Consider the following 21915-nt stretch of genomic DNA (forward strand, 5'->3'; position numbering starts at 1 on the left):
TTTCTCCTCCTACTTACTCTGGAAGAAACTCATTAGTGAACGCTGCTTCCGCATCTAATTCACCTTCTAGTAGATCGTTTTCTATCATCCACTGTGCATAGTTCTCCCAAACTTCTAATTTTTGTTCTCCCCAACGTGGTGCGTCATTTTTATATTTGTCTGCTAACCACTTTTGGCTCGCTGTTACTAATTCCGCATCTAAATCAGGTACGGCAGCAATTAGTATTTCTGCCGCTTCTTCTGGGTTTTCGATTGCAAATTCATATCCACGAGAAGCCGCCTTTATAAACGCTCTAACTACATCGCTTTGTTCATCTATCATTTTTTCATTGGTAGAAAGTACGGGTGTGTAGTAATCAAGTGCATCGGAATAGTCTGTTAAATACACCATATTAATTTCTTCCCCGCGCAACTCTGCCTCTACACCTGTCCATCCGTAATAAATCCAAGCAAAGTCAATGTCACGACGAACAGCCGTGAAAAAGTCTGCATCTCCCATGTTAATAAATCGTACTTGTTCCACATCTGCATCTCCATCATTTTTCATTATGGATGCGATAACGGATTTTTCAACGGGAGCTCCCCACCCACCATAAGATTTTCCTTCAAAATCTTTCGGTGATGTAATGTTTTTTTCTGCAGGTGAAGCAAATCCAGATGTATTGTGTTGGATTATTGCTGCAATCGAAACGATTGGAATGCCTTGCACTCTAGCTTCTGTAATGGCTTCCTGATAGCTTACACCAAAGTCCGCACGGCCCGCTGCAACTAATTGGTCAGCCCCTGCTTCTCCAGGAAGTAATATTTCCACTTGCAAACCTTCTTCTTCAAAATAACCTTTTTCTTTTGCTACATAAAGACCCGTATGGTTCGTGTTCGGAGTCCAATCTAACACAACGGAAACTTCCTTTAACCCTTCCGCTCGGTTCTTATCTGCAGGCGCTGTGTTGTTGTTCACGTTTCCACAACCTACAAGCAAAACTGACGCCATTAAAATTGCGATCCATTTTTTCATTCTGTATTCCTCCAATGTTGGTTTGAGGTACTAAACGTATGTATCGTTTCTTTTCCATCTCATACAAAAAGCCTAGGACTGCTTTACCTAGGCATAGTTTTAACATATTTAGAGTAGATTATATGTTTCCTACGCTGGTATGAGCCAGATCAGGTTCAAGGGTCAGTGCCTTCGGACACAATCTCAGCTAGCCTACCTAGCCCCCCTACATGTTTAGTATTCTCTTTTTGAAACAGTATTATTATATCACTCTAAAGAATTTAAGCTAGTATTATGATGTTATTGTGATGCTCCTCTTGCATCTACTTTCCAACAGTCTTTAATTACTCCATCTTCATGTACGTAAAACTCATTGAATTGGTTCACAACCGTACAAGCATGATTAGGAATAATTTGGACTTTGTCGTTTAAAGTTAAAGCCGTATCTTCTTTGAACGTTGCTACACCATGTTCTTCGGAAAGCCGCTCGATTGTTATGTTTGAGTGACCATTGATGTGCCCATGCCCTTTTACAGAAGCGTTTCCGTGTGCACCTTTATCAAGGCACAGTGTTTTGCTTCCAGCATCTAATATGATTCTACCTTCCTCTTTATACGTTCCGACAACAGACGCAAGCACCGTCAGCGCACAATTTTTTCTTTCGGTCACACCTAAGCCTACTTGAATTTCATCGAAAAAAACGCTGTTGCCTGGTCTTACCTCTGTAATGCCATTTACTGCCCCAGCCATTTTATAAGTAGGGGTGGAGCCAACACTCCTCGTTTTGATTTTTATCCCCGCTTTTTCGCATACAGCCGCGCTAGTTAACACCGCCTCTGCTTCTGCTAGAGCAATTTTTTCTATTTCTTGTTGGGAAGTGGCAGCATACGAATGTCCCGCATGTGTAAAGATGCCGCCAAGAGTTAGCTTTGATAGCAGAAGTATCGCTTGTGCTAATTCAAGTGCTTGTTTACCAGGCTTAACACCACAACGGTTCAGTCCACTGTTCACTTTTATCCAAACTTCTATTGTATATGGCGTTTTCTCTAGATGTTTTTGTAATAATTTTATCTGTTCCAAGCTATCTACAGAAACTTTGAGTTGTGACACTGTTGCGAGGAGGTTTATTAATCGTTCTATTTTAGTAGGACTTGAGATCGGATAAGCGATGAGAATATCCTTTATCCCCGCTTTTGCCATAATTTCGGCTTCGGCAATTTTAGCTGTTGTGATGCCAACTGCACCTGCTTCTAGTTGAAGCTTAGCGATTTCGATGGATTTATGTGTTTTAATGTGAGGTCTTAATTGGATGTTATGATTATGTGCAAATGTTGCTGTATTTTGGATATTTTTTTTTAGCTTTTTTAGGTCGACTAGTAATGACGGAGTGTCTAGTTGGCTGATTGATTTTCCGATTAATGGGTTCATTAGGGCGATCAGTCCTTTCTACGTATAAATAAAATGGTAAGCTTCATTGGGGAGTTTAGCAAGTTTGGCGTTGAAGATTAATTTTGGATGGCATTTTTGTATGACTTTCTTGTCTTTTTGGTACTTTATGCAATTCTATATGTACTTTTTAATGTTCTATCGCTACTTTTTAAGGCCTCTATCTATACTTTTCAAGGTTCTATCGCTAATTTTCAAGGCTTCTATCTATACTTTTCTTTTCTATCGATACTTTTTTGGGTTCTATCGCTACTTTTTAAGGCCCCTATCTATACTTTCCAAAGTTCTATCGCTACTTTTTAAGGCCTCTATCTATACTTTTATTTTCCATCGATACTTTTTTGAGTTCTATCGCTACTTTTCAGAACTATAATAAACGCTTTTTCTTCGGTGACACAGCTAGGTTTATCCACACCATTTATCCCCTATAAGATAGGAAGTAAATGGTATATCACATACAATCTTTTTTAGACTCTTTATTGAACTTACAAAGGACTTACCCATCCATTCAGGGTAAGTCCTTTGTTATGTTAGAGGCAATATAATCCGGAAAGTCGTCCCTGACTCGGACGACGATAGCAACTCAATGCTACCGTTATGATTTTCTATAATTCTTTGAACAATTGTTAAACCTAACCCAGTACCTGATTCTTTTGAACTTAAAAACGGATCGAAAATGTTTGCTTTTATTTTCTCAGGAATACCTGGTCCCTCATCTGTAAACAGAATCTCATAATTATCTTCATGCGCATAGGATTCGATCGTAATCATACCTTTACCTTCCATCGCTTCACTACTATTACGAATGAGATTATATAATACTTGTTTCATCTGTTTCGGATCCACTTGAAATGGCTCTTCACTTAAATGCAATGTAATATTCAATTCGTTTTCTGCAGACTCATTTATTAGAGGTAAAATCTCTTCTAAAATAGATGCCAATTTTTTCGTTTTCACTATTGGTGCACCTGGCTTGGAAAGCATTAACATCTCCTCGATAATGGCATTAATTCGATTTAGTTCGCCTAGCAATAAAGGGATATGGTATTGTGCATTTTCCTCTTCTTTGAAAGATTGATTCATTAACGAAATAAAACCATGTATAACAGCAAGTGGATTACGAATTTCATGAGCCGCCCCTGCTGCTAACTCTCCAACTAATGCAAGTTTATCGGATTGCTGTATTCTTCTTTCTAGCTTTTCTATCTCTGTAATATCAACGAAATAGGCAATTCTACCAATCTCTTGATTAAATTGGTTTAATAGTTTGGAATGGGACATTAATAAATTGTAAGTCTTATCTTCTGTTTCATACGTTACCTTTTTATTTTGACATTCGTGATCTGAAACAATCATCTCCCAAAACATTGCGTTTTTCGTAGCATCTTTACGGACAAGCTTCTCCACTTTTGTTTTGTCTATATTTAACAAAGATTTAGCTGTCGTATTTAATGTGTACGTTGTATTCTTATTGTCAATAGAGACGATACCTACAGGTAGAGAGTTTAGAACTTGCTCATGATACATTTTTTCATCTAATATAGCTTGGAATGATTCTTTTAAACTATAAGACATTTGATTAATAGAGTTAGACAAATTTTGCAATTCAATTTGCTTTACTCTTGGGACGGTTAAACCGTATTGACCGTTAGAAATTTGGTCTACTTTATCCACCAGCTTTTCTACAGGCCTTGTCAAACTAGCACTTATACGATAAGAAGCGTATACAGATAAAATAATACTTATAATAGTAATGAATACTAATATCCATAAAGAGTTTTTTATAATAACTGGGATGTTAGATGTTTTCGTTTGTAAAGATTGGAATGTGTGTACTTTTGATTCTTGTAACTCATCCATTAGTAAAATTACTTCAGGAATATATGTATTTTGTAAAAATGCTTTTGCCCCGACCTCGTTCTCATATAATAGTAGGTTTTCCACTTCATTAGTAATCATGAAGTTATTAAGATTAACTCTCATTTGTAATGGAGTTAAAGTGGATGGGGGGGATTCATATTCTTTTTTAATGGAGTCCACGACATCTTCATCAATAAGTTTATACGATTCCATAAAATTACAACAATAGGCACCGTTCACATAACTTTCTGCTAAAAACTTCTTTACGTACATTTCTTCTTCCCAATGTTTGATCCAAATCAACTCGGGAATACTTTTTTCATCCATTTCGTTCGTAATATCATTTATTTTTTCTATGAAATAAACAAAAATTAAAGAGAAGGTGGAAAGCAAAAGCGTTATGCTTAGGAGAGTTATTAATATTTTACTTCTAAGCGATATTCCGTTGGTTATTCCTCTCATCATTCCTTTTCCCCCGTCTTATTGCATCTTCTATAGTTGCCAACCTGTTTCATAATACTTCTGAATTTCATGCTCAATTTTTTCTAATTCTTCTTCTGAAAACATTGGTCCAAATGGTGCCAAATAAAAGATGTTGTCATTTTCGGTTAACATGACCCGACCTTGCGGGATGCCTTCATCACTTAAGAAGTCCTCTACTATTTTTTCGTACACGCCCGGAATATCATTTACGATACTTGTAAGAACTACTTCTGGTCCTAAATGACGTTGGTCTTCAATATAACCGATTACGTAAACATTTTTATCTTTTGCATAGTCAATAACATCACGATTTAATGCATTTCCTTTTGAAAAGAAAACATCATAGCCATCCTCTATTAATTTTTGCATGGAAGCAATTGCTTTTTTTCCATCATCTCGTGTATGAATGACTTCATAACGAAATTCTATATTTTCGTTAATGGATTTTGCCCCCTGTTCGAAATAGTTCGGCATATTACTTAGATCAATAGGATCGAGCATTGCAACTTTATTGGTCGATGTTTTCATCGCTGCTGTTGTTCCAGCAAAATATTCTAAGTGACCATGATTAAAGGTGTATACTGTTTGGTTAGGTTGCGTTGCTGTTCCATGAATCGTGACGAAATGAGTGTCTGGGTGCAAGGAAGCGAATCTTTCAAAAATAGGCGAAAACTCTCTTCCTTGACCTATGATCAATTTCACATCGTTCTCAATCGATTCTTTTACTTTTTCTTCTATTTTCACCGTGGAATTTAATTCGGCATATAAGCTGATAGTAACTGGAAAGCGTTCTAATATCTTTAACTGACCTTTGTAGGCAAGGCTCCCCCAACTTTGGTCTGCTATTACGTCTGACGTAAGGATGGATACATGTGTGGTTGGTTTCGTTGCCGTCTTATCGGTCAATATATTGTTCACTTTTATGATGATTGATAGCATGAGTGCTGAAAGTATAAGGAATGTAAAAATGGATATCCATCTAAGTTGTTTATTTTGTTGAGGCATAGACTTTCCACTCCTCTTACTAGTGTTTGTATATACTAGTTTCATTGTACCTAATACTTGTGGCATATTGCTACAATTTTCGATATTTTTTAAGAGTATCTATTTAATGTATGAATACTGAATACTAGCTGATAAACGAGTAAGGACTAGTATTTGTAAGGTTTTTATCTTTTTTTAGAACATACCACAATATCAACTATACATAATCACGTTTTTCACTAAACGAAACGAGATTATGATATTAACCTAAAATGAAAAGAAGCCACCAATGAGTAGAGTAGCATCCTTCACTGGTGGCTTCTGTTTTTATTTATTTTAATCTTCGTCTTTTACATCTATATCTTCTGGAATTGGTTCGTTCATGTATTCTTCTAATATTCGCTTGCCTTTTTCTACTTGTTCTTTATGCAGTTTGAATTGAGAATTGTTGATTAAGTATTGTTCTCCATCAAAGACTGCTCGAATTTTTTTATGTTGGATCAATTCTTCAATATAGTATTCAGGGAAATTTAAGTATTCGGCTGTTTCTTTTATTGTTAAATACATTCTTTATACTCTTCCCTCCACTTAGAAACGATCTTGTTTGCTGTTTGTTCTCCGTTTTCAATGCAGTCAGCAATTCCTACACCGTAGTAGGAGCAGCCTGCTAGTATTACCCCTGGGTATTCTTGGTTTAGTCTTTCTTCAAGCGTTGCTACATCTTTCGGATGTGCAATTTGGTAGGTTGGCATATTTTCTACCCAATCCGTTACTTCGCTTACAACTGGTTGTGCTTCTATTCCAAGGCTCTTCTCTATATCTTTTAAAGCAACTTGTAGTATTTCTGACTTGTTCATTTGCTTTAAAGCTGGGAAGGATGGAATTGAGCTCTTATAGAATAAACGTACAAGCAGATTTCCTTTGTCTGATGTATGCTCCCACTTTCTACTTGTCCATGTACAAGCATTGCATAAGACATTATCTGAGTTTGTTGAAATAAAACCTGTGCCATCTTCAGGTAAAATACTGTCTGGAACATTGAAGCCTAAATATACACTTATTAACGAACTGTTTTTGAAGCTTGCGAATGCCTCTTTTAAATCTTGATTTTTTAGTAATGGCACAGCAGCTGTATGTGGGATACTTAAGACAACATGATCCGCTACTATGTGGGTGTCGTTTTCAAAAGTCACTTTATATTGGTTAGACTGCTTTTCTATTTGAACCGCTTTATGGTTTTTATGGATGTTGACTGTTTCTAGTTTTCTTTCGTATGCATCAATGAGGGCACTCATCCCGTCTTGGAAGGAAATGAACTTCCCTTTTTTACTTTGGAACTTTTCCTTGTTGGCTTCTAACCCTTTAATGATACTGCCGTATTCGTTTTTGTAATCAATTAAAAACGGAAGAGTCGCTGCGATGGTTAGGTCTTTTAGTGTGCCAGAGTACACACCTGATAAAACTGGCCCGATTTGTTTTTCAACTAATTCTTTACCGAAAAAGTGCTCTAGAAAATCGCCAACCGAATCATTTTTCGTAAACGTTTCGTTTTTTGTGTGGAGGTCATTTAATGCTTCTTCCTTACCTTCTGCTGAGATAAGGGTAGAGTTGCGTAAAGATTCGACACTCATAGGGATTCCGAAGATGGTGTCTGCTGGGATGGGTTTGAGTTCACCTTCCGTATATAAGAAAGATACGCCTGTTGCGTTGTAAACGATATCGCTTTCTAAGCCTAGTTCTTTTATGAATGGCATGGAGATGGCTTTTCTCGCAACGATAGAGTCTGCTCCAACTTCCATTGCAAATCCATCTGTTTTGACGGTGCGAATTTTCCCACCTAATGTGTCGCTCGCTTCTGCTAATATTAGCTCCACGTCTTCATTCTTTTCCAGTTTCCATTTTTGTAATTCATAAAGTGCTGATAAACCAGTTATTCCTCCGCCTATAACTAATACTGTCTTCATTATATTTACACCTCTGCTTAGGTTTTCTTTTAAATGATAGCTAAATGATACCATAAAAGGTGTCTAGTTATGGAATGGCAGTTGTTACAAAAGGGTGAAATGGGGATTGGTTTGGTGTTTTGGCTTTTGAATCGGTCACTTCCACTCTCGCTTCGGTCACTTTGCCTCTGCTTCGGTCACTTTGCCCTCCTCTCAAAAGTCAATCGAGCCACTTCCCACCAATTTATTCGAATCTGATTAATCACTCTACTCACAAAAAATAAGCCAGTCTCCTCACTGCATCAGCAGAGGAAATGGCTCACCTTATAAAACAAGTAGTTCACTTAGGTTAAAAGTTCAACAAAACCTACAAATTCTCTAAAAACAACCTTATTACATCCGCTCCACCAATAATTGTACCTAGCGTGCTTCCTAAGTTCGCCAATACAACAATAAGCAAGATGCGTGTGACTTTATTATTCCAAAACCCTTTTACACTGTACACATCTTCCGCCAACGTCTCAAAATCCGCTACATTTGGTCGTCTAATAAATGCTTGTACTAGCCCTGCTAACCACCCGGCAGCTAGAAGCGGGTTTAACGATGTAATTGGCGCTGCCACAAACGCCGTTAATACAGCAAGAGGATGTCCCATCGCAATTGCCGCCCCTAATGCTGAAAAGGAACCGTTCCATAATACCCAACTAATCGTTTGTTGCATTCCTGCTGAAGGATTCGCGTAAAACGTATAAGCAATAACAGATAGTATCAAGATTGGAATCATCCACGCGATGATTTTCGGTGCCGGTGATTTCGGTGGTACCGCTGTTAACTTTCTCAAATCATGTTCTTTATGTATCTCTTGCGTAATACCAGGTACGTGCGCTGCACCTAAAACAGCTACTACTTTTTCTCCTGGTGCATTTCTAATTTTCTCCGCTAAATATTGGTCACGCTCATCAATTAAAGGTGTTTTCAATCTTGGAAAAGCAACCGTAAACTCATTTAGCATCGCATTTAGCATATCTTTCGATTTCAGCTTCTCCAGTTCTTCTTCTGAAACTGTCTCATTACTAAAAATGCTATAAAAAATTTGTAACATTAGCTTCGCTTTTCCGAACAAGCCAATTCCATTCCAAATACGAGAAAACGTCACTTGAATATTTCGATCTGCTAACACAAGCTCTGCACCAATTTCTTTGGCAGACTCAATACCTTGTATCATTTCTTGTCCAGGTTTAATACCAACTTGTTTCGCCATTCGCTTTTGAAACGAAGATATAGCAAGGTTCATTAGTAATAACGTTGCCTTCTTTTCTTTTATAACTTTAAATATATCCATCTCTTTCCATTTGTTGCCGTCCATAATAGATTGATATCTTTGCTCATCTAACTCTACACAAACGGAATCTGGCTGTTCTGCTTCTATAACCTCTTTTACTTGCTCTGCACTTTTTTTCGAAACGTGTGCGGTACCGATTAAAATAATCTCTTTGCCATTTACATGTAACCGAGTGATATTTTCTTCAGACATAAGTACCTTCCTTTATATGAATAAATTTCATCGTTATTTTTGAAATCATAAATATGAAGTTTTCTCTTGTACATTTTTCATAACTAATTGTATTCATTCTACCATTTTCTAGCGGGAAAGGAGAAGAATTAACAAAGTTTTTTTACAAACACTCTGTTAAACACCGCTTTTGATTTCCGCGCATATCTTCGCTTTCCGCGGGCGGGCCGGGAGCCTCCTCGACGCATTCGCGTCTGTGGGGTCTCCCGCTTCCCGCTTCTCCCGCAGGTGTCTACGATATGCGGTCCAATCAACAGCTAGTCTGTCATTAGAACTTATACTCTATTGTTATATATAAAAAAACCTCCCTGCAAAAGGAAGGCTTACTCATAATCACTCGCATCTACAAAAAGCACATATGCTAAATAAATAACCATGCAAATTGCCATCGTAATAAAGCCCCAACCGAGGGTTATTTGTTCAGACAATAAGTAGTTATTACATAACTGCACAGGGGATAATGTATATAACATCCCCATCCCACTGAAAGTTACGGAAAACCCAGTCCACACAACGTTTTTAACTCTCCTACTCAACTTTAGCCAACTATCTCGTAACGGCACACCAGCTAATAATGGAAGACCAATATATTTAAACCATTGAACGGCCCACGACGTTAAAGCATCATCCATCGTCCGTGGTAAAAGCCAGTACGCCATCACAATAGAAAACAACAAAATGCCTGGAGTACCATCCTCATTCCATTTTGCAAAAAAAGAAGGAAACCTCTTTTGAAACCACGAGCCCATTAAAAAACCAGCAATTACGAGCAACGGCATCTGCATATGCATATGAACAATCATGATGGACTCCATTAAATCCGCGACTGGAGGAAAGATAAGCAAGATGAATAACAAAAATCCAAAGAAAGCCATCATCTATTCATCCCCTCCTCGCCTAAAAGAGACATCACTCTGCTCTCTGCTTCCACCGGCTTCTTATAATCTAATACATCCACTAAATACCTGTTTCGATTTACAACATAAAACGCCGAGTTATGAGCAAAGTTCCCGTAATCATCAGGTATGACAATGACACCAAACCTTTTCAACAATTCATTCAGTTCATCTTCATCGTTAATCCTTGCCATTCTCCACGTTTCCTCGTCACTTTTCACATAACCGCTATATCTCGCAAGAATCGAAGGCTCATCCCTTATCGGATCAAAACTAATACTTAAAAATACAACCTCTTCACCAAGGAGCTCTTCTGGCAACAGCCTATACACTTCTCCCATATTCATCTCAAGCTCCACACAAACCGTCTGGCAGTACGTGTAAAAAAAGGTGATGAACACATATTTCCCTTCGAAGTGTGAAAATGGATACACCCTTGCTTTACTGTCCTCCAATACTACTTCCGGAAACTTCGGTTTATCCAAAAGCAAGCCATTGACCCTCGCTTTTTCTGCCGTAAAGGCCGTGAAGCCGTCTGTGCCGAAATAAAACAAGGCTAATCCAAATAAGAGTATTAGAATAATAGCTTTTCTTGTATATTTGTCGTTGTACATGATGACTTCACTTCCTTTTAATAACAAGCAAATTATCGCTAATTGGAATGCTAGTAATGATGACACTTACAGTTATAGTCCTGGTCATGACCGTTTTTCTTTCTCGAACTGGTCTAATCGGTCTTGAGGACCCTTCTCATGACCGTTTTTCTTTCTCGAACTGGTCAAACCGGTCTTGAGGACCTTTCTCATGACCGTTTTTCTTTCTCGAACTGGTCTAATCGGTCTTGAGGACCCTTGTCATGACCGTTTTTCTTTCTCGAACTGGTCTAATCGGTCTTGAGGACCCTTCTCATGACCGTTTTTCTTTCTCGAACTGGTCAAACCGGTCTTGAGGACCTTTCTCATGACCGTTTTTCTTTCTCGAACTGGTCTAATCGGTCTTGAGGACTCTTTTCATGACCGTTTTTCTTTCTCGAACTGGTCAAACCGGTCTTGAGGATCACCACGTTTTAAATGGTGGAGAACCAGGCGGTGCATTTTGGATAAACTCTACTAACGGTATGACGTAGCCCATCGCCACAAGGAATAATAGAATAATAACCCAATTCCCCCAACGCTCTGTCCAATATGGCGTTTTCGCACTATTTTCTTCTGGTTCTGCAATTGGGAATTCTGTGTTTCCTTTTGGAGCAAAGAACATTAAATGGAATACGTTATACACTTGAAGCACAACCCCGATAAATAGTAACGTTCCACCGATTGCAAGGAAGAATAAATATGGATCCCAACTCAATGCCGTACTATTTTCGAAGTAAGTTGTATAGGAAGTTCTTCTAGGTGCCCCTAATAAACCAACCCAATGCATAGCCCCAGACATGAACACCATACCGACGGTCCAAATCCACGTTTGAATTACTCCAAGTCTATTAATCTTAGGTGTTAATACACGACCTGAAACGAACGGAATTAACCAGTAGCTAATACCGAAGAAAGTTAATATGACTGTCGTTCCTACTGTTAGGTGAAAATGTCCAACTACCCACAATGTGTTATGAACTACTTGGTTTAATTGATTCGTAGATTGGACGATACCACCTGCGCCGCCTGGGATGAATGCGATCATACCGATCATCGGAGCCAGGAAGCGGACGTCACCCCAAGGTAACTTCTTATACCAAGATACGATTCCTCTACCACCTTTTCTTCGAGCTGTTTTTTCAAAAACAGAAAACATTGCGTATGCTGTCATTAACGATGGGAAGGCAATCGCTAAACTCATGAATACGTGCATAAATTTGATTGATTCTGTAATACCAGGGTCAATGATTTGATGGTGGAAACCACCTGGAATATTCAGTACTACTAATAGAATGATAACAACACGAGTTAGTGTGTCACTGAATCTTCTTCCACCGATTACTCTTGGTACGATTACATACCAAGCAGAAACTGCTGTTAAATACCATATATTTACGAGTGTATGACCAAACGCCCAAAATAGCGTTCTACTTAACATAACGTTAATGGTTTCGACCCAACCGAAAGCCCATGGGATGATCATGAAAACTTCTAACGCAACTGGAACACTGCTGAAAAATAATAGGACAAAAACACCTGTTGCAAAGTAAGAAAGAATCGGCAAGTGTTTGCCTTTATTTTGTTTACGCCAATGGGCAACATTTAGAAAAACACCGAAAGCACACATCCAAATGCCGAGTACTATGAACACTAATCCTATATAAAAGTATGGAGATGCCGCCATTGGTGGATAAAAGGTAAATAGTACGGTTGCTTTGTTTAACAAAATTGGTATAACAGCCATGACCAGTCCGACCATTTGCATCCAAAAACCAATCCAAGCCATTTTTCTTACTTTAGGAATAAGTCCACCTAATGTGTGAGAAATCGCTGTATAAAAGTAACCGATTGTAAAAAATGCGGTTAACACTAAAACTAGCAAAACACCGTGTGCGGTTAACACTTGATAATAACTAAACCATGTTGGCATTTCTAAAAGGCCCGCGCGATTCAGTCCTTGTACTAATCCCAGAATACCTCCGATTAACAATGCAATAAAAGCTACACTCAAAAACGACTTGGTTATCTTCGCATCTTCAAGAGGTATTTGTAACGTCGTTTTCCAATTCGTTTTTATATTTGAAGATATGACTGGTTCCATGATGCTCGCCTCCTATTTCACCGTGATGGTTGTTGCCATCAGTTGATGACCAACACCGCAATATTCATTGCATAAAACTAAATATTCACCAGGAGTGTCGAATTTTTGCGTGATTCTTTGGATATGTCCCGGTGTTACCATCGCATTCATATTTGTACCTGCCACTTGAATACCGTGAATAACATCTTTAGAAGTCATAATAAAATGAACGGTTGCACCGGCTGGAATTTCAATGTTATTAGGGGTAAAACTAAAAATTTGTAATGTCATGACTAATTCATATTCGTTGTCACCAATTTGCTTTAGTCCAGGATTATCGAACGGTGCTGTTTCGTCCACTTTTTGTGGATCAATCGTTTCCATTCCACTCGGCGGCCCCATTCCTAATGCAAACGTTTGGTAACCAGTAATGAACATTGCTCCAATTAAAATTCCGAAACTTACCACTAACCACACTACTTCATCGCAACGCATTTTCATGACTTTGACCTCCCTTAAACTCTTTCCATGTAAAGCCAGAATATTCCAACATAAGTGAGTAAAATAACGGTAGCCACTACCCCAACTGAAAACCACGTACCTATTCTTTCATTTTCTTGGACTATTTTCGTTTCGCGGTCAACCTTTGGCATCTCCATCCTAATCAACCTCCTAATCTCTTAGTCAACTTCATCTTAACTGAGAACCCCTTTCAATTAAGTGAATTTAATCACACTTTTCTGTTTATTGGAGAGGAGGTTTAGAAGATCAAAAACCCTTATTATAGCAACATTTTCCACTACATATTCAACTACATTTACCAATTACAATTGTGAACACTTTTCGAAAGGTGTATTTTATATATTGCTTTTAAATGTTTAAGTATTAGAATTAAAGATGTATTTAATATAAATGTTTTCATATATGAATTTTATTTATTAGAAAAGGGGTAATTGAATGACAACTTCTACAACAGCTTTAGATGCAAGAACAATTGAAATTGTAAAGTCGACTGTACCTGTTTTAGCAGAACACGGGGAAGCAATTACAAAACGCTTTTACGAAATGATGTTTATGAACCACCCGGAATTACTAAATGTGTTTAACCACGCGAACCAAAAGCAAGGGAAGCAACCACGAGCACTTGCGAATACGGTATATGCGGCTGCACAATACATTGAGAACTTAGAAGCAATTATTCCTGTTGTAAAACAGATTGCACATAAACATAGAAGTTTAGAAATTAAAGCAGAACAATACCCGATTGTGGGAAAACACCTTCTTTTAGCGATAAAAGATGTATTAGGTGAGGCTGCTACTGATGAAATTATTGATGCTTGGGGTAAAGCGTACGGAGTGATTGCAGATGTATTTATTCAAGTGGAAAAAGAAATGTATGAAGAAGCTGCAGCACTAAATGGTGGCTGGAATGGCTTTAGAGAATTTGTTATTGATAAGAAAGTAATAGAAAGCGATGTTATTACTTCTTTCTACTTAAAAGCTAAAGATGGGGAAGCTATTTCCTCTTTCGTACCTGGTCAATATATTAGCGTTCGTTGCAAAATCGAAGGTGAACAGTACACACATATCCGCCAATACAGCTTATCGGATGCACCTGGAAAAGACTACTACCGCATTAGTGTAAAACGTGAAGAAGGTGCGGAACACATTCCTGGTGGTGTTGCGTCTAACTTCTTACATGAACACATTCAGGTTGGAGATGTTATTGAGGTAACTGCACCAGCTGGAGATTTTGTGCTAGACGTTAATAGTAACGAGCCTGTTGTATTAATTAGTGGCGGGGTTGGATTAACACCGATGATTAGTATGCTGAATATGATCGCGGAAAAACAACCTGAGCGTAAAGTTACATTCATACATGCAGCAATAAACGGTAACACGCACGCGATGCATGAGCATGTAAAAGAGGTAGCTGGTGCAAATGAAAATGTTAACTATTTTGTTTGCTATGAAAAGCCGACAGAAGAAGACCGTTTAAAAGGTGAATTTGATAAAGAAAGTTTTGTAGACAAAGAGTGGTTGAAATCGGTAGTTGGTGAAAACATCGATGGCACTTTCTACTTCTGTGGCCCTGTGCCGTTTATGAAATCTGTTAATCAGTCATTGAGAGATTTAGGAATACCGACTGAGAAAGTTCATTTTGAATTTTTTGGTCCTGCGGATCAATTGAACTAAACTTATAAAAAACAAGAGGAACAGTGTTTAGTGTACTGTTCCTCTAACTTTTCCATCAATTAATTATTCCAAATTATGTATTGGTTACGCCCTTTATTTTTCGCTTCATATAACGCTCTATCAGCTAGGGCAATTGTTTTATATAAATTATCTTCTTTGTCTAACTCTGCCAATCCGATAGAAACAGTGACTCGTATGACGGTAGAGTCCTTCGTTAGAAATTCACTATTTTCAACTTTTTTTATTAATGACTCGGCAAAATTTCGGATTTCTTCTTCATTTTCCCCTTTAACATGGATAATGAATTCTTCTCCACCATATCTTCCGACAATTGAATGTTTATTTTTTTCAAGCGTATGCTCTAAAATAATTTCTGAAAATCTTCTTAATATTATATCTCCACTAATATGCCCGAACGTGTCATTTATTTTCTTGAAATGGTCAATGTCCAACATTGCGATGTATTCTCTTTCTTCTTTCTTACTTTTAGGTGTCAATTGCACCATTTTTTCAAAACGTCTAACATTATATAATCCTGTTAAAGAATCATGTTCTGCGTAGAATTTAAGTTGTTCCTTAAGATCTATTTCTTTTTCTGCGCTTTTAATAAAAAATGCAAGAGCAAGTGTTGTGAATAACAAGGAAACATATCGATAAAATGCATATTCTGTAAAAAAAGTAAATCCATCCGGCAAAATAAAAATCATTGGCACATCTGACACAAGCCACGCGAATGTAACTATATAAAGAACTGTAGCTATACTTAATTGAGCTTTCTTCCATCTATGAAATAGTAAGGAAACAAGAATAGGCAACGTCATCCCGAAAATCACTCCAAGAATGGCACCTTCTCCTCCTATATTTAAACGCCAAAGGCCCGTAATGATTAACGTTGGTATAGCGTATTTCCATCCCCATTTAAAACCTAGAATAACAAGGGGGATTAATCGCAAATCAAAGCGAAATTCTCCGAAATGAATGGGAAAGTACATAATGCTTATGACGGCTAAGCTTGTAATAGAAATGATACCGACAGGAAATAGAATAGGACGTGTTAAATTCTCTCTATTTACAATTAATAGATTAATAAATAGGTGCATAACAAAAATAATTGCTATGTTGGTCAGGATCGATTGTATAGCTTCATACATATAAAACACTCCAGTATAAATACAAAAAATAAACTTCTAGAGAAACGTATCATATCAGGGAAACTTAAGCCAATCTATCGTGGAAAAATAATGGTGAAATTGTTAATATTTAACATTAATTAAATTAGCAAAGGGCAAGTCTCTCAGAAAGGCTAAAAACTTTCTGAAAGACTCACCCATTTACTTTCCATTATATCTAGGGGCTTGTGGGGGACTTTCCAACCACTCATATTTAATTAGTATCTCGGTTCCGTCTTCTGCATATTTCAATACTTCTTCTGACAAACGATTAAAATTAAGACCTAAATCCCGTCTCATCGTTGTAGATATCGCAACACCGTAATTTGATACACCTTGGGCATTTAATAAACAAACTAAGTTTAAAATAAGTTTATCAGAAAAAGGCGCCTCGTTAGAATCAGTAATACCTGCATTCCAAGCAGACGGCACAGGCAATTCTTCTTTTTGTAGGGAAGTTGATAGAACGTCAATATGTTTTAAGGCAATCTCTTTTCCTCTAAGTAAGTACGCTTTTAACTCTTTGTTTTTTGTTGTTTGGATAAAGCTATTCATTAATGCGACTCCAATAGAGTTTGTAAGGATATTGTAGAAAAGATTCGCTATTTCCACACCTACAAGTGGTCGTTGCTCCCCGATCCAGCCATCGAAAAAACTTTCTCGTTTCACGGTATCGACGTTTTCTGGAACAGGTATGTATGGCGAGCGTATCCATAGGCCTTTATTTAACAGTAGTTCTCTTGATGACCTTAACGTTTGTACACCTTCTCGAATAAACCTTTCAAAGAAAGTGAAAGCATCTTCCCGAGCTAATGTGTTTAGAGCAACGGAACCAAATGTTAAGTTGCCTTTACCAAAGAACCATTGAAAATAAAGAATAAACGGGTCGGTATAAAGCCTTGTCGCGTTAAGATGAACATCTTCTTCAACTGAAAAACCAATCGGGATTGGAAAGTTTTCCGCATCAAAGATGGTTCGTATCTCTTCTAAATAGGACACACAATGTTGTAACGATTGTGTATTAACTTTCTTTATTTCTTCGTCTTCTACTATTTCATCAAAATACTTCAATAAGCATCTATTTAAACTTTGACTTTGATATGCTGACCATAAATAACTCATTTCCGTTGCGGTTAAGTTGATCTCATTCTTGTTCATTGTTTCACCTTCCTAGTAAATAACATTGGTATTAGTATTTACACTAGTAGGGAAGATTATTAAGCAAAATGAATTATATAAAGGAACTGAAGTTCATCTCGGGCAAATATTTCGTGCAAGGTGGTCTTCATATAGGAGATGAAGCTTATCTGCACATAAAAAAAACAGCACCTACTCCTTGACACGGAGGAGGTACTGGTTTTTTGAACCTTCATCCAACACTCTTCAACACTTGCTTAGTTTCCTGCTCTAGTTCAGGGTGCAAAGTGCGTACAACAGATGGCCTTGCTAGGATAAGTGTAAGGGTGATAAGAAGAACTGCTGATACGATAAGTACCCATTGAGCTGGGAGGATATCGTAAAGGAATCCGTATAACACCATTCCGAGTGGCATTAAGGCCATTGACATTGTTTCAATGATGGAGAATACACGGCCTTTGTAGTCATCATCGATTGTTTTTTGCAGCATCACTTGCAACGGTGTGTTTATTAACATTATGCACGAGCCAAAAGTAAACATAAGAATCATATAAAAGCCAACGATAAGACCATAGCTTAAATCTAGAACTAATGGGATGGATACCGATGCGATAATGAATCCTATTGAGACGATACCCCACTTTGATACTAGCATCGGAAAACGGATTTCTTTTCTAATCGAGAAGTATATGGACATTAGAATCATTCCTAACGAAAAAGCTCCTTGTGTAAATCCGAAATGTTGCGCTTCTATCTTTAACTTTTCAATAAGAATGAACGAGTATCCTACTTCAAATGCACCAAACAAGAAGTTAACCATTAGCCCTAGCCACATGATAACTAAAATGATTGGTTGCAATTTCAAATATCCTAACCCCGCCTTCATGCTTTGCCACATTGTTTCTTTTTTGTCGTGAATGTTATCTTTCACTGATGCAAAAAGTTTGAAATCCATAGTGGATTCGAGAATTACTGCAATGGTAGAGGCAACAATATAAATGATTAGGAAAACTGGGATAGAAACCGTACCGTATAACATCCCACCTACTGCAGGACTCCCTATTGAGGCAAATGATACCGCCATTTGGTTTAAAGACATTGCTCTCTGAATTCTTCCTTTATCAATTAAAGCTGTAATAGAAGATGTAAAGGCAATTCCAGAAAACGTGGACGTAAGAGATAGAATACTCGTAGTAACATAGATTGATATTAAGGATAAACCTTGTGTTAAGGTCACGATAAGAAGTCCGGCAATTGTTAAGGTGGTTGCTATTTGGGCGATGATGACAATCATCTTTTTGGAGTAGCGGTCAATGATGGCCCCTGCGAATGGGCCAACAATCGTACGTGGTAAAATACCGCAAATTAAATTTATGGCAAAACTCGCTGCTGATCCTGTTAGTTGTAAGATGTAGAAGCTAATCGCGAATGTATACACTTGCGCACCAAAAGTTGATGTTAACTTACTAATCATAAATGTATAAAGGTGATACGTGGCTCTTCTAATCTTCATTTCTTCACTCATGAAAACACCCCGTTATTTAAATGTTTAATTTAATTAAACAAATCATACCATACTCTTTACTTCCATTTCAACAAAAAGTTTAATATAATTAAACAAATAGGCATTATAAGGAGTTGTCGTTACATGCTTGGTGAACGGATAAGAAAATTGAGAAAGCAGAAAAAGCTTACATTAGAGGGGCTAGCAGGAAAAAAATTAACGAAAGGTATGCTAAGCCTTATTGAAAATAATAAAGCACAGCCATCGATGGAAAGTTTGACTTATATTGCGGAGCAGCTGGAAGTGGATATAGCTGAGTTAGTCGGTGGGGCCAATACAGAACATGTACAAGATATGTTAGATCAGGCGGAAAAGCTGTTTAGTAGTGAAGATAAAGAGGTGAAGTATAAAAAATTATTGGATCTTATTTCAGTAGAAGACCTCTCACAAGGTTATGAAGCGGCGCGGTTGCTTGAATTATATAGTTACGCTATGTATTGGGAAAAAAAAGAAGGGTGGCAGCCTTATTTGGATCAAGCAGCAAAGCTCTTTGATGAGCTTAATATTTCTTCCAACCGGGCTTCTATAGGTATTTTCCGGGCGACAACAAAATTTGTGGAGCATGACTACCAAGGTGCATTGGACATTTTTGTAAAAGAAAGAGAAGAACTGGAAGCGAAGCATTTACACTTGGAACCATTAACAAAGTTAGAGCTCGATTATCATGAGGCTGGACTACTTTTTGCGGTAGGAAAAGAAGAGAATGCTACGGAAGTGATGGAGCGAGCAATTCAATTCTCAAGAGAAAAGCGAATCTTTTACTTAGTGGATGATTTATACAGATTAGCTGCAGCGTATTCAATGGTTGCAGAAAATCATGAGAAGCGAGAATATTATTTAAAAAAATTAAGACAATATGGAGAATTTGCTGACCATGCTTCTAGCATACTGTTTTATCATTTGTTAAATATAATGACTTTAATTTCAGAAAAGAAGGAGTATGAAAAAGCTTTACAAGTCGCGGATAATTCATTAGCTGCTATTCCAGTCTTGTATGAACCTTATTTTGTACTAGAGCGTGGAAAAGCATTATTTTATCTAGGTAGATATGAAGAGGCGTTAGAAGCTTTTGAAAAAGTCGTGCCACCAGATATTCATCATCCGATTGATTTATCCTTCTTTTATGTGATTGATTGCTATAAGGCGTTGATAAAGTATGAATTTGGAGAAACATTAGAGGCTGTTAGATTAGCAGAAAATTCTGTTGAGAATTTCAAGTCGATACCGCCTTCGCTTTACAAAAAATTCAGCATGGACGTATTGGAGATAGTGAAGAAGGAGTGAGATGGCTGTCTCACTCCTTTGTTATTACATGAATTTTCCTATAAAGCTCCATACTGTGTTCCAATATGTTTCTGGGTCTACTTTTTCTGCATCCCCGTGGCCTGCGCCTTTAATGATAAGTTTTTCTTTTTCTACTGTTGCCGCTTCATACACTTCGTATAACATTTCATATGGAACGAACGTGTCTTCATCTCCGTGGATGAAGAGGATTGGTGTTTTGCTTTTTGCCACTTGGTTGACGGCAGACGCTTCGAAAAGGTCATATCCTGCACGTATATTTGTTACAGTATTGGCTGCGTTCAGTACCGGAAATGGCGGTAGTCCGAATAGGTCATCGAGTTGGTAGGTGAATACATCGCTAACAGAAGAGTAACCACAGTCTTGTACAATTACTTTAACGTTGGAAGGTAGCTCTTCTCCGGATGCCATCATGACTGTAGCTCCACCCATTGAAACTCCGAATAACACAATTTCGGCATTTGGGTCTTTTTGAATGATTTCGTCAATCCATTGTAGCATGTCCAACCTGTCATGCCAGCCCATTCCGATATAGTTCCCTTCACTGTTGCCATGACCTCTGAGATCTGGAGCTAACACATTATAGCCTTGTTCATGGAAATTGCGGATGTATCTTGTCATGCTGGATGCTCTACTCGTATATCCATGTGCAACAATTGCCCATTTTGAGTTGGCTTCTTCATTTTCATAAATGTAACCTTGTAGTTTTAATTGTTTTTTGTCGTTAGAGATAATGGATGTTTCTGTTGGTGGGTGGTCTAATTTAAATTGATTATCGGCTTGCTCTGCTGCCTCCGCAACGTCAGCCATAACCGCCACACTTTCTTGTAAATGTGGATTGTCTTCCATAAACTCTTTTTCGTCTTGGGCATTTAAAGCATAATTGTAAAAATAGTTTCCGATAGCACCGTATGCAACGAGTAAAATTACTAGAACAATAGACGAGTATATAATTAGTTTCTTTTTCATCTTTTTCCCCCTATATATGTTTTATTATGTAGTAAATAAGTACTTTATAAAAGTATAAAATATATTGAGTAAAAAATTTGTTTTATTTACAATTTTAGGATGTATTTTTTTGTATATGAAACTATAATAGTTATAAGCTTCTAATTTTAAATTGGAGCAATACATATAGTGGGGGAAAGTACTTTGAAGCGTTCAACAGAAATGATTTTGGCAGTTATTGGTATTGTCTTGAGTGGGCTTTTATCCATGATTGGATTTTTGGTAAATAGCCTTGCAACAAACTCAGACTTTCAAGATTCAATGAAGGATGAACTAGCAGCTGATCCTGCTTTAGCAGCAGAAGATTTAGAAGGTTTCTTCGGCATGATTGAGTCTGTAGGGCCTACGCTTATTATTGTTGGAATTGTGTCACTTATTTTAGGATTAGTTGGTACTTGGGCGATAAAAGGCAATAAAAAACCTATTCTTGCAGGTATCGCTCTTATTCTTGCAGCAGTTGTCATAACAGTTGGAACAGTTGGATTTGGGTTCTTACCTGGTTTACTTTTCTTGATTGCAGGAATCATGTGTTTCGTTAGGAAACCTAAGGTAGTAACTCCGGAAGTTTGATAGTTATAGAATATTAAATAGGTATAGTTTACGATTTGGGTAAGGGACAGTTCAGACTGTCTCTTTTTTCTTGAA

The 21915-nt window shown here is 37.5% G+C and carries 20 protein-coding genes and 1 riboswitch; of the genes, 3 read left to right on the forward strand and 17 right to left on the reverse strand.

From position 1 onward, the window contains the following. Positions 1–13 precede the first annotated feature (13 nt). The 13 genes from CDZ89_RS18065 to CDZ89_RS19825 all read right to left on the reverse strand — a co-directional run bounded on the left by CDZ89_RS18065 (position 14) and on the right by CDZ89_RS19825 (position 13553). The gene (locus CDZ89_RS18065) at positions 14–1015 is read right to left on the reverse strand and encodes an ABC transporter substrate-binding protein (protein ID WP_096155770.1); all 1002 of its coding nucleotides are present in this window, start codon (positions 1013–1015) and stop codon (positions 14–16) included. Between the two features lie 109 nt (positions 1016–1124). Then, a riboswitch (TPP riboswitch) is annotated at positions 1125–1232 on the reverse strand. Positions 1233–1294: 62 nt separating this feature from the next. Next, positions 1295–2422 carry a D-TA family PLP-dependent enzyme gene (locus tag CDZ89_RS18070; protein WP_100334175.1) on the reverse strand — a complete coding sequence of 376 codons (1128 nt, stop codon included), beginning with the start codon at positions 2420–2422 and terminating at the stop codon, positions 1295–1297. A 543-nt stretch (positions 2423–2965) separates the two neighbouring features. Further along, complete coding sequence (locus CDZ89_RS18075) at positions 2966–4765, reverse strand: sensor histidine kinase (protein ID WP_100334176.1); 1800 nt, start codon at positions 4763–4765, stop codon at positions 2966–2968. 27 nt (positions 4766–4792) lie between these two features. Beyond that, positions 4793–5788: a BMP family ABC transporter substrate-binding protein gene (locus tag CDZ89_RS18080; protein WP_157842794.1), complete on the reverse strand. Its 996-nt coding sequence runs from the start codon at positions 5786–5788 to the stop codon at positions 4793–4795. Positions 5789–6103: 315 nt separating this feature from the next. Next, a complete protein-coding gene (locus CDZ89_RS18085; protein WP_096155774.1) occupies positions 6104–6334 on the reverse strand; it encodes an excisionase family DNA-binding protein in 231 nt (76 codons plus the stop codon). Beyond that, positions 6325–7731, reverse strand: coding sequence for a protoporphyrinogen oxidase (gene hemG, locus CDZ89_RS18090; RefSeq protein ID WP_096155775.1), 1407 nt, complete (start codon positions 7729–7731; stop codon positions 6325–6327). Before hemG ends, CDZ89_RS18085 begins: the two co-directional genes overlap by 10 nt. 67 nt (positions 7732–7798) lie before the next feature. Next, positions 7799–7927 carry a hypothetical protein gene (locus tag CDZ89_RS20340; RefSeq protein WP_264755098.1) on the reverse strand — a complete coding sequence of 43 codons (129 nt, stop codon included), beginning with the start codon at positions 7925–7927 and terminating at the stop codon, positions 7799–7801. 150 nt (positions 7928–8077) lie between these two features. Further along, entirely contained in the window at positions 8078–9244 is a 1167-nt protein-coding gene (locus CDZ89_RS18095; RefSeq protein WP_096155776.1) for a TraB/GumN family protein, read from the reverse strand. Positions 9245–9606: 362 nt separating this feature from the next. Continuing rightward, positions 9607–10161, reverse strand: a complete 555-nt coding sequence (locus CDZ89_RS18100) for a hypothetical protein (RefSeq protein ID WP_100334177.1) — start codon at positions 10159–10161, stop codon at positions 9607–9609. Then, entirely contained in the window at positions 10158–10859 is a 702-nt protein-coding gene (locus CDZ89_RS18105; protein WP_319830048.1) for an SCO family protein, read from the reverse strand. Before CDZ89_RS18105 ends, CDZ89_RS18100 begins: the two co-directional genes overlap by 4 nt. A 376-nt stretch (positions 10860–11235) precedes the next feature. Then, positions 11236–12915: a cbb3-type cytochrome c oxidase subunit I gene (locus tag CDZ89_RS18110; protein ID WP_100334179.1), complete on the reverse strand. Its 1680-nt coding sequence runs from the start codon at positions 12913–12915 to the stop codon at positions 11236–11238. A gap of 12 nt (positions 12916–12927) precedes the next feature. Next, positions 12928–13395, reverse strand: coding sequence for a cytochrome c oxidase subunit II (locus CDZ89_RS18115; RefSeq protein ID WP_100334180.1), 468 nt, complete (start codon positions 13393–13395; stop codon positions 12928–12930). Positions 13396–13409: 14 nt separating this feature from the next. Further along, positions 13410–13553: a hypothetical protein gene (locus tag CDZ89_RS19825; RefSeq protein ID WP_157842795.1), complete on the reverse strand. Its 144-nt coding sequence runs from the start codon at positions 13551–13553 to the stop codon at positions 13410–13412. Between the two features lie 298 nt (positions 13554–13851). On the opposite strand from CDZ89_RS19825, the gene hmpA reads away from it, so the two are divergent. After that, positions 13852–15090: an NO-inducible flavohemoprotein gene (gene hmpA, locus CDZ89_RS18120; protein ID WP_100334181.1), complete on the forward strand. Its 1239-nt coding sequence runs from the start codon at positions 13852–13854 to the stop codon at positions 15088–15090. 59 nt (positions 15091–15149) lie between these two features. On the opposite strand, the gene CDZ89_RS18125 is transcribed toward hmpA, so the two are convergent. From CDZ89_RS18125 to CDZ89_RS18135, 3 genes are all read right to left on the reverse strand, one after another. Further along, a complete protein-coding gene (locus tag CDZ89_RS18125; RefSeq protein ID WP_100334182.1) occupies positions 15150–16241 on the reverse strand; it encodes a GGDEF domain-containing protein in 1092 nt (363 codons plus the stop codon). Between the two features lie 180 nt (positions 16242–16421). Beyond that, positions 16422–17417 carry a DUF3231 family protein gene (locus CDZ89_RS18130; protein ID WP_100334183.1) on the reverse strand — a complete coding sequence of 332 codons (996 nt, stop codon included), beginning with the start codon at positions 17415–17417 and terminating at the stop codon, positions 16422–16424. A gap of 211 nt (positions 17418–17628) precedes the next feature. Next, positions 17629–18921 carry an MFS transporter gene (locus CDZ89_RS18135; RefSeq protein ID WP_096155784.1) on the reverse strand — a complete coding sequence of 431 codons (1293 nt, stop codon included), beginning with the start codon at positions 18919–18921 and terminating at the stop codon, positions 17629–17631. A 123-nt stretch (positions 18922–19044) separates the two neighbouring features. Here CDZ89_RS18135 and CDZ89_RS18140 point away from each other — a divergent pair, with 123 nt between their 5' ends. Then, entirely contained in the window at positions 19045–20244 is a 1200-nt protein-coding gene (locus CDZ89_RS18140) for a helix-turn-helix domain-containing protein (protein WP_096155785.1), read from the forward strand. Positions 20245–20268: 24 nt separating this feature from the next. Here the strand turns inward: CDZ89_RS18140 and CDZ89_RS18145 are convergent, their stop codons facing one another. Further along, positions 20269–21231 carry an alpha/beta hydrolase gene (locus CDZ89_RS18145; protein WP_100334184.1) on the reverse strand — a complete coding sequence of 321 codons (963 nt, stop codon included), beginning with the start codon at positions 21229–21231 and terminating at the stop codon, positions 20269–20271. Between the two features lie 183 nt (positions 21232–21414). Between CDZ89_RS18145 and CDZ89_RS18150 the strand changes: the two genes are divergently transcribed. Continuing rightward, complete coding sequence (locus CDZ89_RS18150; RefSeq protein ID WP_227521552.1) at positions 21415–21840, forward strand: DUF4064 domain-containing protein; 426 nt, start codon at positions 21415–21417, stop codon at positions 21838–21840. Positions 21841–21915: the final 75 nt, after the last annotated feature.

This window comes from Bacillus alkalisoli (genome assembly GCF_002797415.1).
Lineage (GTDB): Bacteria > Bacillota > Bacilli > Bacillales > Bacillaceae_I > Bacillus_CD > Bacillus_CD alkalisoli.